Genomic DNA, 14,124 nt, shown 5'->3' on the forward strand with positions numbered 1-14,124 from the left:
TTTTTGCTGTTATGATGAAGAAGAAAAGGCATAAGAAGCAACAGAATAGTGAAATTTAGTGTAATAGACGAGAAAGGAAGGTGAGTCCGTTTTCTAGGCTTATCCTAGAAACGGTAACTAATATGCAAAACGATATTAAAATTTTAGTTGTAGATGATGAAGAACGTATTCGTCGTTTATTAAAAATGTATTTAGAGCGAGAAAACTATACAATTGATGAAGCCGATAATGGTGAGACTGCGTTATCGAAGGCGCTGCAGTTTGACTATGATTTAATTTTGCTTGATTTAATGATGCCTGGAAAAGATGGTCTTGAGGTATGTCGGGAAATTAGGGAAAAGAAAGCAACTCCGATTATTATGTTGACGGCAAAGGGAGAAGAAGTGAATCGCGTACAAGGCTTTGAAGTAGGTACAGATGATTATATTGTAAAGCCGTTTAGTCCGCGTGAGGTTGTACTTCGGGTGAAAGCCTTGTTGCGCCGTTCGGCTTCTACAACATTTTTTACGAAGGAAACAACAACCAAGGATATTATCGTTTTTCCGCATCTTACAATCGATAATGATGCCCATCGCGTGATGGCAGACGGGCAGGAGGTAAATCTAACACCGAAGGAATATGAATTACTTTTATTTTTGGCGAAATCTCCGGATAAAGTATTTGACCGCGAGCAGCTTTTGAAGGAAGTATGGCAATATGAATTTTTTGGCGATTTACGTACAGTTGATACGCATGTCAAGCGGTTGCGTGAAAAACTTAATAAAAAGTCTCCAAACGCTGCGAGAATGATTGTAACAGTTTGGGGAGTGGGGTATAAATTTGAGGTCGTGAACGAGTAATGCTTTGGAGAAGTGTGGTAGGAAAGCTTTGGGTTACTATTTTACTGCTTGTTTCGGTTGTGCTCGGCTTTGTGGCAATTTTGCTGCTGCAGTTTTTTGAAAATTATTATGAAACCACGAGCGAAACAAGACTGACAAATGTGGCAACACGCATCTCGGAAATGATTGAAGATGGGATGAATGAGCAAACGGTTGAAACGGTTGCCTATCAATTTGTCGATCCGCTCTCCCGTATTATCGTCGTAAAGGATGGGACGACAGCTTCGTATTCTCCAAAAGCAAAAGGGCTTGTGAATCTTACGGTAGAGGATTTAAAAGCAGATCAGGATTTGGCAAAGGTATTTACAGAACAAAAAAAAGTGCGGAAAAAGATGTACGTCCCCCGTGCAGATGCGGATGATGCTTCAAACGGCGAAATTATGATTGTCGGGGTTCCGATGAAGAACGGGGGAGGGGCTGCATTTGTTTATCAGTCGCTCCAAGTATCGCAGCAGGCTGTTGCAAAATCAATGGATTTTATCTTTTTATCAGCTGGAATTGCAATTATTTTAACGACGTTTTTTGCCTTTTTTCTATCTACTCGTATTACTGCTCCGCTGCGCCAAATGAGGGAGGTTGCGTTTGAAATTGCCCGAGGGAAGTTTCAAATGAAGGCGCCTGCGGTTTCGCAGGATGAAATTGGTGAGCTGGCAACTGCTTTGAATCAAATGGGAAAGCAGCTAAAGTTTAATATCAATGCCTTGAAGCAGGAAAAGGAACAGTTATCTGGTATTTTGACAAGTATGGCAGACGGAGTCATTACACTGAACCAAGAAGGCGAGGTAGTTGTCGTGAACCCGCCGGCCGAGCATTTTTTGAAGCTATGGAATGAAGAGAATGGGACAAGCGAACAAGAGAAGCTTCCTCCGGCGCTGGTACAGCTATTTCATGAAGTAGGTCATGATGAACGTGAGAAGGCAATTGAACTGCATTTACAAAAAGGGAACTATGTGGTGCTCATGACCCCGCTTTATAATCAAACGAAAGTTCGCGGTGCAGTGGCTGTACTTCGTGATATGACGGAGGAACGTCGGCTGGAAAAGATGCACAAGGACTTTATCGCAAATGTGTCGCATGAACTCCGTACACCTATGGCAATGCTTCAAGGGTACAGCGAGGCCATTTTAGATGATATCGTAACTACGAAGGAAGAAGTGAAGGAGTTTATCCAAATTATTTACGATGAATCTGTCCGCCTCGGCCGCCTTGTAAACGAACTGCTTGATCTTGCTAGGATGGAAAGCGGACGTGTCGAATTGTATGTGTCAGAAGTGGAAATCGTTCCGTTTGTGGAGAAAATGATTCGTAAATTTCAAGGGATGGCTGCAGAAAAGGATGTACGGCTTTATGCGCAGTTTGTAACAGATGTTGAAAAGTATAAGTTTGATGGAGATCGCATGGAGCAGGTACTAACAAACCTAATTGACAACGCTGTACGTCATACAAGCGCGAGGGGAAATGTTTCTCTCATTGTGCATGAACGGGCTGATGGTCTTGTATTTGAAGTGAGGGATTCCGGTATCGGTATACCAGAGGAAGATATTCCTTTTGTTTTTGAGCGTTTTTATAAAGGTGATAAGGCAAGAACACGCAGTTCAGATGGAGGTACAGGTCTCGGCCTAGCTATCGCTAAAAATATTGTCGAAGCGCATGGAGGGGAAATTTCAGTTTCAAGTGTTGTGAATGAGGGGACGATATTTTCTGTGTTTCTTCCAAAGCGGTCGTTCTAATTTGGGGCATGTGAGCCAACTCTAGGGAGGGGAACTAGTGTGAAATTATATACCAAAACAGGTGATGAAGGAAAAACAAGCCTAATCGGAGGCCGTGTTGACAAGCACCATCTTCGTGTTGAGGCGTACGGAACTATTGATGAGGCAAATTCCTTCATTGGTCAAGCGATGACGATGCTGACGGATGCGAAGTTTGCAGACTTGTATCGGGAGCTTGAGAAAGTGCAGCACGAATTATTTGATTGTGGAGGAGACTTAGCAATCGTACAAAATAAAATCCCGTATAAAGCAACAGGGGAAATGATTACGTTTCTGGAGGAGCGTATTGATGCATACGTTGCAGAGGCGCCGCCGCTCGAACGTTTTATTTTGCCAGGAGGAACTCCTGCAGCAGCGGCGATTCATGTAGCGCGAACTGTGACGCGCAGAGCAGAGCGCTGCATTGTAGCGCTCAAACAAACGGAGGAAATCAATGACCATGTTTTGGTGTATGTGAATCGTTTGTCCGACTACTTGTTTGCGATAGCTAGAGTGGTCAATGCCCGCTCTGGTGTACAGGATGTGGAATACGTAAGAAGCGCGATTGTATTCCGAGACAAACCAGAAAAGACGGAAGCAGAATCGTCAGAATAGCGGTTGTCTGTGCAAATATTAGTAAGGTGTGTCTGCCGCAAAGCGGCAGACATTTTGTTTGAGAGGAATAAGAAGATAATAACATTTTGGATGCTGCCTCCTTCTGCCGTAAAATAAACTTTCAGAAGGCTAAAAGCGCCTTCCGTGGTAAGGATATAAGGGAATATTCTATAAATAAGCTTCGCGAAAGCCCCGCGTTTTGTACGCGGGTTGTTTTATTACGCAAGTAAAGGCGGACCAAGTCTGGCCTCTCTCCTTACAGGTAGACTTTCCTTCTTTCGTGATAGAAATACAGGAAAATTGATAACCTACTATCCTTTCTATTTTTCATGCATACTTTTTCTCTAGGCTATGCACAATAGATAAGGTGAATCTTAAGATAAAACGGAGGGTGAGGAATGAAAGGGTATAGGAAGTGCTTGTTTTTGCTGCTGGCATTCGGCTCCTTATATGCGCGGGGTGCAGAAGCAGAAGAACAATGGACATGGCCTGTGTCCGGGGTAATTAGCGATTATTTTGGAACCCGAAACGGCAGGCACTATGGAATTGATGTAGCTGCCGAAGCAGGAACGACAATTGTGTCTGCAGGCGATGGAAAGGTGACAAAGTCGTATTATTCCAGCTCTTATGGCAATGTGATATTTATTCGGCACAGCAACGGCTATGAAGCAGTGTATGCACATATGAAACAGCGTCTCGTACGAGAGGGACAGCAGGTTACAGCAGGTCAGCCGATTGGACAGGTGGGAAATACAGGCCAATCACGCGGTGCACATTTGCATTTTGAAGTTCATAAAGGTTCGTGGAACTTTGGTAAAACAAATGCTATCAATCCGCTAATCGTACTTGGAGAGCCGCCGCATGAGAGTGTTTCATCCTCTTCCTATGTTGTGCAGAGGGGAGACACGTTAACTACAATTGCAAAGAAATTCGGTATGACGGTTGAAGAGCTAAAGCGGGTTAACCAGTTGAGTCGCGACGTCATTTATCCGTCTCAAAAGCTCACGATTAATTAAGTAGAATAGTTTGTTTTTCTTCTTTCGTACATAGTGTATATAACCAAGAGGGGATAAAAAAAGAAGCGGAAACCGCTTCTTTTTTATGATAGTTAATGGTTCTTTACCAAAAGATAAAAATAGAGATAAAGCCGGTGAGACATAAATAGCTGTAAATATACAGCACTTTTTTCCTTGTTTTCGGTTCTAGCTTTGGCAAAACAATTGTCGGTTCAATGAGTCCGATGGTTAGGCAAAGAAGCCCAAGAAGCATTGCCCCAATTGAAAGGGAGAACATGGCAATCTCTGCTTTATAAGGAAGAATAAGTTTAAACAAGAACGAAAGCAGTATGCTGTAAAATAGAGAGGCTATATATATATTTCGTTTTGTTTTCGAGCGGTAGCCAGGGATTTTCCGCCATGCCGGCCGCGGCAGTTCTTCGACGGGAAGCGTGGTATATGCCTCAATGAGCTGCTGTGCTTCTTTCCCTTTATGCATAATATATAAAATCCAATTTGGATCGCCTTGAAATATAAACTGTGATTTTGTTAAATAATGGTCCACTTTTACATTTCTCCAGCTAGACCAAGGATGACGTGTAATAAGCTTTATCCGGTTCTCAAGTGTTTTATCGTATTCATAAATGCTGATGCCGTCTGCATCAAAGGCTGCATAATGAAAATGCTTAGACATTTTCCCGAAATCAACTTGACAGTAAAGCAATAAGTCTCGTTTTAAATAAAAGTATTCCTTTCGAAGACTTTTTTTCATTACTTCGTATATAGTCTGTTTTTGTTGTTTTTTCATGGCATTTCCTCCAACAAGGAACATAACTTCTTTCCGCTGCAAGCGGGATTATTTGAAGGATTGTACTTAGATGTCAGAAGCCGAAAAGAACAGACCGCTGGACCTGTTCTTTTTCAGAAGATAAGAAATTATAACTCAATTTTTGAAGCAATGTCTAGCCCCCAAGCAAAGCTTCGGTGAATCGGCTTCGCCCGAACCGCGAACTGCTCGTTTTGTGCGCGTTTTTTTGCCTATCGGGGCTAAGCAGAGGTTTTTTATTTGCTCCTCCGTATATGCTTGTTTAAATCAAAAACGCTATTCCAGAGGAATAACGTTCTTCATGCGACTATTCAAATTTTAGAGCGTCGCCGTCAAATGGCTCGTCTGCAACTTTGATGGAATCTGTTGGGCATCCTTCAAATGCATCCATCATGTCATCAATTAATACATCTGGAATTTCTACGATCCCTTGGTTGTCGTCAAGAGTTACGTACGCGATGCCCTCATCATCGTAATCATAAATGTCTGGTGCCGCTGCTCCACAAGCGCCGCAAGCAATACAAGTTTCTTTATCAACAATAGTGTACTTTGGCATTTTTGTATACCTCCCGATAATATGTATATAACATAAGATATTCATTAGGTAGTGTTGTGCTAATGAAAAAAAATTCTACCCTTATTTTAAAACGGTTCTTCGGAATTTTCAATATAAAAGTATAATGATAATGCTTATCAATTAGCTGTGTCAATCAAATTCGTGAATTATTTGAAAGAAATACACATGCAAATACATATTTTTCTTTTTACAGGGCGAAGCAAGATGATTCATAAATGACTGTTCCCGTGCTCTTTTGTTACAATACATATGATAGCAAAAGAGGGAGTGAAGTTTCTTGCAGTTGCTATATACGATTTTATGCGGGTTACAGCGAGTAAAAGGGGAACGCACAGCATCTTCTATTTACCACCTGCTGAAAGGAAAGCGTTCGTCCCAAACACTGCAAGACGGTGCGATATACCGTCTGTCATTTTTGTTTGGTGTACACAAGAAACTGAACCGACACGCTTATGATGAGCAAATCGAGCTTCTTTTAAACGAGGATTGTATTGAACAAATACAGGAAAATACGTACGCTGTAACTGCAAAAGGAGAGGACAGGCTAGTGCAGTACGGTGCCCTTGTTCCTTTTCCTATGCATTTGGATGGCTTGCGGTATGGAGATACGGGTGAGGTGCTTTGGAAGCGTCTTTCACTTGTTATGCAAAGCCTATCACATTTGCAGAGAAACAGTTCTTCTTTTCTTCCTATTCAGCAGGATATAGAAGTGACGTCATGGGTAAAAAAGTTTTTTTTATCGGCTCCAGTTTCGCGTGCGCAGTTGGCAAACGCTTTGTATAACGAGTGTATGAGTGCGCTGTCTGCTTTGCCAGAAGCAGACTGTACTGTATTTGTATTACGGCTCAGTGGCTATAATCGAATTGGATATACGGAAGAGCAGATTGCGGATATATTGGATGAAGATCCTCTTCGCGTTCATTTCCTTTTTCTCAGTGCTCTGCATAGGCTTGCAAAGCTTGGACTTGAGGAGGAAGAACGATATCCGTTGCTTGCGCAAATGGCATCCTATAAAGAAAAAAGAGTCGCTGTACTAAGCTTATCGACCATTAAAACGTATGAGTTGTGGAAGCAAGGAAAAACAATGGAAGAGACAATTCGCATACGCGGCTTAAAGCGAAGCACTATTGAGGATCATATCGTAGAGATTGCGCTGCATGAGCCGGATTTTCCAATTGAATCCTTTCTGACAGAAGATAAAATGTTAAGGATTATGGAAATCATTCAACGCATGAATACAAGAAGGCTGCGAGAGCTGAAGGAGTATGCAGGTGATGATGTAAGCTATTTTGATATTAGACTTGTGCTAGCAAGGACGGGGGGAACACATGAGGCTTGAGGATGTGTTATACGAAAAATTTGGTTACGATGCCTTTCGCATAGGACAGAAGGAAATTATTGAGGACCTGTTGCGCGGTATGCATGTGGTAGCAATGCTGCCGACCGGCGGCGGAAAGTCAGTTTGTTACCAAATTCCAGGATATGTGATGCATGGGGCGGTATTGGTTGTATCACCTTTGCTATCCTTAATGGAGGATCAGGTCAATCAATTGCGGCTGATTGGGGAAAAGCGTGTTATCGCATTTAACAGCTTTCGGACCATGGAAGAAAAGAAAGAGGCCATTCGAAATCTTAGCTTTTATAAATTTATTTTTGCGTCTCCAGAAATGCTTCAGGTCCGTTCTTTTCTCCATGCCCTCAAACAGATGAATGTCGCTCTATTTGTTGTAGATGAAGCGCATTGTATTTCGCAATGGGGCTATGACTTTCGACCGGACTATAAAAAGCTTGATTATGTCATTCGAGAAATTGGGAATCCTGCTGTACTTGCGCTAACAGCGACAGCGACAAAGGAGATACTAGAGGATATTGCCGATAGTCTTCATCTGACGAATCCCTTATTTCACCTTCATTCTGTAGATCGTCCCAATATTTCCTTACAAGTAGAGCAAGTAGAGACCCTTGATGAAAAGAAAGAAAAGGTGCTTTCATATGCTGGGCAGCTGCAAGGCCCCGGTATTATTTACTGCTCGAGCCGCAGCTGGGCTGAGGCGCTTGCGCAATCGCTGCGTGCAGCAGGAATAGAAGGAGTAGCTTATTACCATGGCGGTATGGAGCAGGAGGAGCGCATGCTTATTCAGCAGCAGTTTATGAAAGGACAGCTTTCTATTATCGCTTGTACAAGCGCCTTTGGAATGGGAATTAATAAACCCGATGTTCGCTATGTAATTCATTTTCATTATCCTTCTAATTTAGAGTCATATTTGCAGGAAATCGGAAGGGCAGGACGAGATGGGAGAGAGAGCATTGCTATTTTATTATTTTGTGCTGTTGATCATGAATTACCGCTCTCTCTTATTCAAGAGGAGCTTCCAGATGAGAGAAGTATAGCGTATTGTCTTTCTTTGTTTAAGGAGGAGCTGGTTCGGCGGCCAGTGCTTGCACTCTCTGATGCGGAATATATAGCACGAAATGTTGCGGGTTTTGCAGAGCAGCACTGGAGATTTTTGCAATATCACCTTGAGCAAATTGGAGCGGTGAAAGGCAGAGAGCTTATACTAGAGGCTATTCCTGCCCATGCCTCTGCTCTATTTCATGAGATTGTAATAGAAAGGCTTAATAAAAAGTATGAAAAGCTGCAAGTGATGCGGAACTGGCTGCGGGGAAGCGAATGCCGGAGAGAATCGCTGCTTCGGTTTTTCGGCTATGAAAAAGACAGTAATCCTAAGCAATGCTGTGATGTTTGCGGACTGATGTTTAATATGTATGAAAAGAAAGGCAATAGCGGTGCGATTCCTTATGCAGGGTGGCGTGAGGAACTGAAACAAATACTTGGTATTGGAGAAACAGAAGCTGTATGAAAAGTCAGCAGGAGAAAATTAAAAATATGTCTGACCGCGAGCTGCGGCTTAATTTGTATATTACACAAGTCCTTATCTTGTTCGTGTGCATTGTTTTATCGTATTGGCTGTTTGATGATGCAGCATCATTTTTGGCCATGTGGCAGTGGGAGCCCGTGTCTATATTCTTGCTTGGAGGAGGAGCAGCTTTTGTTATTATTTTAATTGATTACGCCGCAATGCATGTGTTTCCTGAGTCCTGGTTTGATGATGGAGGGATTAATGAACGAATGTTTCGCGGTTTATCCATTCCGCATCTGCTAGGGGTTACACTCCTGATTGGTACCTGCGAGGAGCTATTATTTCGCGGCATTTTGCAAACGCACTTTGGGTTGATAGCTGCAAGCGTGATGTTTGCTGTTTTGCACGTGCGCTATATAACCAAGCCGTTTTTATTTTGTTTTGTTTTAGTCATTAGCATTGCCTTCGGCTACTTGTTTGCATATACAGGGAACCTTGTTGTTACAATTTTCGCCCATTTTCTTGTAGACTTTGTGATGGGCTTATATCTGCGCCGGAAAGATGAAGAAGAGCACAGTCTTGAGGAGGGGGTGTAAGGTAAAGCGCGAGGCTTCCTCAAACTTTTGAGGTATAGCCTCCCTTTATTATGGTATAGGTAAATTCAGTATGTATTGCGGTTTTTATGAGCCGCTCATCCCATGATAGTCTTCTTTTTTGGCATGTCCAAACATTGTTTTTTTAAGTCATATACAATATGTTATGATTTGTATAGGTTACATATCAGTAATTGTACAATAAGAATATAAGGAGTATACAATGATTGTTATTTTGATGCTCATTATCATTGCATGTCTTGCTTTGATTGCTTTTATGTATAAGGAAGCACATGTAAGTCAAGTCATATATCAAGAATACTGTTTTCCTGATTTCCCCCAGAGCTTCGGAGAAGTTCATATTTTTTTTATTTCAGATATTCATAAGCGAAAGCTTTCAGGTACATGGATTCGTGAGGTGAAGGGAAAAGTGGATTTTGTAGTGATAGGAGGCGATTTAACAGAAAAAGGAGTGCCGCTTACAAGGGTATCTCATAACCTTCGTCTGCTTAGTGAGCTTGGTCCTGTTTATTTTGTCTGGGGCAATAATGATTACGAAACAGAACGTCATGATTTAGATGCACTTTTGCTTGATCATAAGGTGAAAAGTCTAGATAACACAGCTGTCCTATTTGAGTCAGAGGAGAGAGAAAAGCTTTGGCTGCTCGGCGTGGATGACGTATCGCTAGGCAAAGATCGTTTAGAATGGGCGCTGGAAGATTGTGAGGAAGAGGGGTTTCGCATTCTTGTCAGCCATAATCCGGATATCGTTCAAAAGTTTACAGAGAAGGAGCGTATTTCACTTGTGTTAAGCGGTCATACACACGGGGGACAAATCTATTTGCTGCCTTCAGACAAATATATGCGGGGGGGAACTTATTCATATGCACACACATTGCTGCTTGTCAGCAACGGCTACGGTACAACATTTGTTCCGCTGCGTTTTCGAGCTCCCGCGCAAACTCATTTACTCTCATTAAAAAGGAAAGAAGTATAGATTTACTGTTTAAGGTGGGAAAAGGGTATGCCAACTTCAAAAGGGAAATACAACATTAAGGCGATTTCGAATATGCTTGGTATTCAGCCGGGCACGTTGCGCGCATGGGAAAGACGTTATCAAATTATTGCTCCAAAACGCAATGAAGCAGGACATCGTCTTTATACAGAGGAACATGTGAAAATATTAAAGTGGCTGATTGCAAAGGTAAATGAAGGATTTACGATTGGACAGGCGGTAAGTTTACTTGAAAATAATCAGTTGAATACCCAAGTGTTTTCCGAACGGGAGGACAATAAGGCAGAGTCGTTAATTGAGATGATTTTGCATGCACTGCTAAACTTTGATGAGATGAAGGCACATGAATATTTGAATGAAGCGTTTAGTTTATTTTCTGTTGAAAAGGTAACAATGGATATTTTACGAGAGGTTTTGGTGCGAATTGGGGATCTTTGGGTGCAAGGGATCATTACAAGTGCGCATGAGCATTATGCTACGTCCTTTCTTCGTTCACGAATCGGTATGATTTACCATAATTTACCTTCTAATGCTGTACTGCCGAAAGTAGTTGCTGTGTGCGGACCGGGAGACTCCCATGAACTTGGACTTTTAATTTTTACGATTTATTTACGCCGTAAAGGCTATCAGGTAATATATCTTGGGACGAGCATTGATGAAAAGGATATTCATGCTGTCATTGAAGAAGTAAGGCCTAAATTTTTATTTATGTCCTGTACATTGACAAAATATGTCGTCCCGACAATAAAACTTGCCAATCGCTTGCGAGAGGAGTATGATTATTTATCCATAGGACTCGGAGGAACTGCTTTTTCTCTCTTGCCCCAGCAAGAAAGAGAGGCGTTAGAGGAATATCTTGTGGGAACAACGAAAGAAGATTGGGATCAATGGATGGTGAGGGCATAGCCTCATCCTATGAACCATCCGATTTATCCTTCATATAATAAAAATTAGGTGTAACGGTTGAAGCAAGGAGGGTAAGAGATGAGACTGGAACGTTTGAACTACAATAAAATCAAGATTTTCCTTACGTTCGACGATTTGTTGGAACGAGGGCTTACGAAAGAAGATTTATGGCAAAACGCACCGAAGGTACAGCAGTTGTTTCGTGATATGATGCATGAGGCAAATAAAGAGCTCGGATTTGAGGCAGACGGGCCGATTGCCGTAGAAGTATTTTCACTTCAGGCGCAAGGCATGGTTGTCATCGTGACAAAGGAGCATCAAGAGGCAGATTTAGATGAAGATTTTAGCGATGACTTTATTGAAATGCAGGTAACGCTTGATGAGAGCGAGGATATTTTATATGAGTTTGCTTCGTTCGAGGACGTCATTTCCTTGGCAGAGCGTTTATATCCGCTTGGAGTTGAAAACGGAAAGCTGTATTCCTTTCAAGATCGTTTCTACTTATTGCTTGAAGAGCCAGCTGCTTCGCTCTCTCATGAGAACTTAATTGCTGTTTTGGCAGAGTTTGGAAATTCCGCGACAATCACCATTTATCGGTTAACGGAATATGGGAAGGAACTGATGGCAGAGCGTGCGTTGGCTCAATTGCACCATTATTTCGTAGCAAAACAAAACCTCAACTAAGGCAAAGTTGAGGTTTTTTTGTTAGAAACTATGCATGATGCTTTTTGGTTACGGGAAAACCTACTATAACTATGGCCATGTTTCTAAGCGTTTACGAATCTGAGATGGCAAGCTTGTGCATGGGCACTTAGGTTTGCATTCCTGTCTTCAGGGTGTATATACTAAGAAATAGAGACCTACTTAAGAAATGTGTACAGGGGGTGTTACTGATTATGGTAGCCGAAAAGGGAGATCACTCACAACAAAGGGTTGAACACTTAGATGTATTGAAATCTACACAAATTGTTATCCAACAAGCGTTAGAAAAGCTAGGGTATCCGCAAGAAGTGTATGAATTATTAAAGGAACCCATCCGTATGATGACAGTAAAGATCCCAGTTCGTATGGATGATGACACAGTTAAAATATTTACAGGCTACCGCGCGCAGCATAATGATGCGGTGGGACCGACAAAGGGGGGCATTCGCTTTCATCCGAATGTGACGGAAAAAGAAGTGAAAGCCTTATCAATTTGGATGAGCTTAAAGTGCGGCATCGTTGATTTGCCTTACGGCGGTGGAAAGGGAGGTATTGTTTGCGATCCGCGTGATATGTCGTTCCGTGAATTAGAGCGTTTAAGCCGCGGGTATGTAAGAGCGATTAGTCAAATCGTCGGCCCGACAAAGGATATTCCGGCGCCTGACGTATTCACAAACTCGCAAATTATGGCGTGGATGATGGATGAATACAGCCGCATTGACGAGTTTAACTCACCAGGCTTCATCACGGGCAAGCCGCTTGTGCTTGGAGGATCGCACGGACGTGAGACTGCTACTGCAAAGGGAGTTACGATTTGCATTCGCGAAGCAGCTAGGCGAAAAGGTATTAACATTGAGGGCGCGCGTGTCGTGGTGCAAGGCTTTGGAAATGCAGGCAGCTTTCTTGCAAAATTTATGCATGATGCTGGAGCAAAGGTAATTGGGATTTCTGATGCGTACGGAGCCCTTCATGATCCCAACGGGCTTGATATTGATTATTTGCTTGACCGTCGCGATAGCTTTGGAACGGTAACAAAGCTATTTACAAACACAATTACAAATAAAGAGCTGCTTGAACTTGATTGTGATATTCTCGTACCAGCAGCAATCGAAAACCAAATTACAGAAGACAATGCACCTCGTATTAAAGCAAAAATTATTGTGGAAGCAGCAAACGGTCCGACTACGCTGCAAGCGACAAACATTTTAACGGAGCGCGGCGTCTTGCTTGTGCCTGACGTATTAGCTAGTGCGGGCGGCGTGACGGTATCGTATTTTGAATGGGTGCAAAATAATCAGGGTTACTACTGGACGGAAGAGGAAGTAGAGGAACGTCTGGAAAAGGTGATGGTGAAGTCGTTCAGCTCTGTATATGAAATGTCTCAAGTACGCAAGGTGAACATGCGTCTTGCCGCCTATATGGTCGGTGTTCGCAAGATGGCAGAAGCGAGCCGCTTCAGAGGCTGGGTATAAACGAAAAAATGTCCAAAACGACAGTATTTGTTGTTTCGGACATTTTTTCGTTTATACTCGTTTATACTTTAGGTGTATAAAATTCCAGCCAGAAGCGAATTCGACGAAGCAGGAAATTTTAGGAATGAAGTGTAAGTGCAACTATGCCTCGGCCTTCGCCAATCGGCAAGTTTTCTTCACAGAAAGACTGAAGCAATGGATTGTGCTGATGCCTGTACTAACAGGTATTTGCTTCATCGGTAAGGTTGATTTTGCTTCTATTAGGACGAACGGTTTGAATACATATGTAGGGAGATACCATGCATGGAGATGATAAAATGAGATTTCCGATAGAACGAATCTACATTAGCTATGGCAACTCTAGACCCGGCATCCGTTTGTCAAAGGTCCGTTTTATTGTAGCGCATGATACAGGAAATCCTGGGAGCAACGCTATTGGGAACCGTGACTATTTTCAGGAAACGATGCCAAAGTCGTCTGCACATACCTTCGTTGACGATCAACGTATTATTGAGATGATTCCGATTGACGAAGTTGCGTATCATGTGAGATATAGCGTCCCGACTGATAATGAGCTGTACGGATATAACGCAAACAGTGCTGCGATTGGCGTAGAGCTTTGCTACGGAGGGAATATTAGCTTTTGGGACGCATATACAAGATTTGCTTGGTATCATGCATATCTATGCCAGGTATACGGTCTGAACCCCAAAACAGATATTGTGTCGCATAAACGACTGGACCCAGCACGCAAAATCGATCCTGAAAACGTATTGAAGAAACAAGGCATAACATTCTCACAATTTTTAAAAGATGTATATCGCATGTACGTATCGCTCAGGTGACAAACAGTGCAGAAAAGCATACAATACAAATGGGTGCCTACTTCTGATGGTAGGTTTTTTCTTTTTATATATTATATAGGTGGTTATCGAA

The 14,124-nt window shown here is 42.3% G+C and carries 15 protein-coding genes; 13 read left to right on the top strand and 2 right to left on the bottom strand.

Annotated features, from left to right (window positions below; genetic code table 11):
* Window positions 1-122 precede the first annotated feature (122 nt).
* From AC6HZ4_RS11145 to AC6HZ4_RS11160, 4 genes are all read left to right on the top strand, one after another.
* Window positions 123-839, top strand: coding sequence for a response regulator transcription factor (locus tag AC6HZ4_RS11145; protein WP_497495669.1), 717 nt, complete (start codon window positions 123-125; stop codon window positions 837-839).
* Window positions 839-2,608: an ATP-binding protein gene (locus tag AC6HZ4_RS11150; protein WP_497495061.1), complete on the top strand. Its 1,770-nt coding sequence runs from the start codon at window positions 839-841 to the stop codon at window positions 2,606-2,608. The genes AC6HZ4_RS11145 and AC6HZ4_RS11150 overlap by 1 nt, the downstream gene beginning before the upstream one ends.
* A gap of 39 nt (window positions 2,609-2,647) precedes the next feature.
* Entirely contained in the window at window positions 2,648-3,241 is a 594-nt protein-coding gene (locus AC6HZ4_RS11155) for a cob(I)yrinic acid a,c-diamide adenosyltransferase (RefSeq protein ID WP_497495062.1), read from the top strand.
* Window positions 3,242-3,639: 398 nt separating this feature from the next.
* Window positions 3,640-4,257, top strand: a complete 618-nt coding sequence (locus AC6HZ4_RS11160) for a peptidoglycan DD-metalloendopeptidase family protein (RefSeq protein WP_497495063.1) — start codon at window positions 3,640-3,642, stop codon at window positions 4,255-4,257.
* A 103-nt stretch (window positions 4,258-4,360) separates the two neighbouring features.
* Here AC6HZ4_RS11160 and AC6HZ4_RS11165 read toward each other — a convergent pair whose 3' ends face one another.
* Together AC6HZ4_RS11165 and AC6HZ4_RS11170 are read right to left on the bottom strand one after the other, a co-directional pair.
* A complete protein-coding gene (locus AC6HZ4_RS11165) occupies window positions 4,361-5,044 on the bottom strand; it encodes a hypothetical protein (protein WP_497495064.1) in 684 nt (227 codons plus the stop codon).
* A 325-nt stretch (window positions 5,045-5,369) separates the two neighbouring features.
* Window positions 5,370-5,618, bottom strand: a complete 249-nt coding sequence (locus AC6HZ4_RS11170; RefSeq protein ID WP_497495065.1) for a ferredoxin — start codon at window positions 5,616-5,618, stop codon at window positions 5,370-5,372.
* 298 nt (window positions 5,619-5,916) lie between these two features.
* Between AC6HZ4_RS11170 and AC6HZ4_RS11175 the strand changes: the two genes are divergently transcribed.
* From AC6HZ4_RS11175 to AC6HZ4_RS11215, 9 genes are all read left to right on the top strand, one after another.
* Entirely contained in the window at window positions 5,917-6,978 is a 1,062-nt protein-coding gene (locus tag AC6HZ4_RS11175) for a YpbB family protein (protein ID WP_497495066.1), read from the top strand.
* The gene (locus tag AC6HZ4_RS11180; protein ID WP_497495067.1) at window positions 6,968-8,500 is read left to right on the top strand and encodes a RecQ family ATP-dependent DNA helicase; all 1,533 of its coding nucleotides are present in this window, start codon (window positions 6,968-6,970) and stop codon (window positions 8,498-8,500) included. The genes AC6HZ4_RS11175 and AC6HZ4_RS11180 overlap by 11 nt, the downstream gene beginning before the upstream one ends.
* Window positions 8,497-9,096, top strand: a complete 600-nt coding sequence (locus AC6HZ4_RS11185; RefSeq protein WP_497495068.1) for a CPBP family intramembrane glutamic endopeptidase — start codon at window positions 8,497-8,499, stop codon at window positions 9,094-9,096. The genes AC6HZ4_RS11180 and AC6HZ4_RS11185 overlap by 4 nt, the downstream gene beginning before the upstream one ends.
* Before the next feature lie 220 nt (window positions 9,097-9,316).
* On the top strand, window positions 9,317-10,090 hold the full coding sequence (locus tag AC6HZ4_RS11190) for a metallophosphoesterase (protein WP_497495069.1): 774 nt from the start codon (window positions 9,317-9,319) through the stop codon (window positions 10,088-10,090).
* A gap of 27 nt (window positions 10,091-10,117) precedes the next feature.
* Window positions 10,118-11,014 carry a MerR family transcriptional regulator gene (locus AC6HZ4_RS11195; protein WP_497495070.1) on the top strand — a complete coding sequence of 299 codons (897 nt, stop codon included), beginning with the start codon at window positions 10,118-10,120 and terminating at the stop codon, window positions 11,012-11,014.
* 78 nt (window positions 11,015-11,092) lie between these two features.
* The gene (locus AC6HZ4_RS11200) at window positions 11,093-11,698 is read left to right on the top strand and encodes a genetic competence negative regulator (protein WP_497495071.1); all 606 of its coding nucleotides are present in this window, start codon (window positions 11,093-11,095) and stop codon (window positions 11,696-11,698) included.
* Between the two features lie 212 nt (window positions 11,699-11,910).
* Window positions 11,911-13,188, top strand: a complete 1,278-nt coding sequence (locus AC6HZ4_RS11205) for a Glu/Leu/Phe/Val family dehydrogenase (RefSeq protein ID WP_497495072.1) — start codon at window positions 11,911-11,913, stop codon at window positions 13,186-13,188.
* A gap of 124 nt (window positions 13,189-13,312) precedes the next feature.
* Window positions 13,313-13,501 (top strand): hypothetical protein, encoded by a 189-nt coding sequence (locus tag AC6HZ4_RS11210; protein ID WP_497495074.1) that lies wholly within the window; start codon window positions 13,313-13,315, stop codon window positions 13,499-13,501.
* A gap of 4 nt (window positions 13,502-13,505) precedes the next feature.
* A complete protein-coding gene (locus AC6HZ4_RS11215; RefSeq protein WP_497495075.1) occupies window positions 13,506-14,033 on the top strand; it encodes a peptidoglycan recognition protein family protein in 528 nt (175 codons plus the stop codon).
* The last annotated feature ends 91 nt before the right edge of the window (window positions 14,034-14,124 follow it).

It is taken from the genome of Ectobacillus sp. OTK (assembly GCF_059698935.1).

Coding starts and splice junctions, on each gene's coding strand:
- AC6HZ4_RS11185 (WP_497495068.1), top strand. CDS start 8,497: ATGAAAAGTCAGCAGGAGAAAATTAAAAATATGTCTGACCGCGAGCTG.
- AC6HZ4_RS11160 (WP_497495063.1), top strand. CDS start 3,640: ATGAAAGGGTATAGGAAGTGCTTGTTTTTGCTGCTGGCATTCGGCTCC.
- AC6HZ4_RS11195 (WP_497495070.1), top strand. CDS start 10,118: ATGCCAACTTCAAAAGGGAAATACAACATTAAGGCGATTTCGAATATG.
- AC6HZ4_RS11180 (WP_497495067.1), top strand. CDS start 6,968: ATGAGGCTTGAGGATGTGTTATACGAAAAATTTGGTTACGATGCCTTT.
- AC6HZ4_RS11190 (WP_497495069.1), top strand. CDS start 9,317: ATGATTGTTATTTTGATGCTCATTATCATTGCATGTCTTGCTTTGATT.
- AC6HZ4_RS11210 (WP_497495074.1), top strand. CDS start 13,313: ATGAAGTGTAAGTGCAACTATGCCTCGGCCTTCGCCAATCGGCAAGTT.
- AC6HZ4_RS11170 (WP_497495065.1), bottom strand. CDS start 5,618: ATGCCAAAGTACACTATTGTTGATAAAGAAACTTGTATTGCTTGCGGC.
- AC6HZ4_RS11150 (WP_497495061.1), top strand. CDS start 839: ATGCTTTGGAGAAGTGTGGTAGGAAAGCTTTGGGTTACTATTTTACTG.
- AC6HZ4_RS11165 (WP_497495064.1), bottom strand. CDS start 5,044: ATGAAAAAACAACAAAAACAGACTATATACGAAGTAATGAAAAAAAGT.
- AC6HZ4_RS11145 (WP_497495669.1), top strand. CDS start 123: ATGCAAAACGATATTAAAATTTTAGTTGTAGATGATGAAGAACGTATT.
- AC6HZ4_RS11200 (WP_497495071.1), top strand. CDS start 11,093: ATGAGACTGGAACGTTTGAACTACAATAAAATCAAGATTTTCCTTACG.
- AC6HZ4_RS11205 (WP_497495072.1), top strand. CDS start 11,911: ATGGTAGCCGAAAAGGGAGATCACTCACAACAAAGGGTTGAACACTTA.
- AC6HZ4_RS11215 (WP_497495075.1), top strand. CDS start 13,506: ATGAGATTTCCGATAGAACGAATCTACATTAGCTATGGCAACTCTAGA.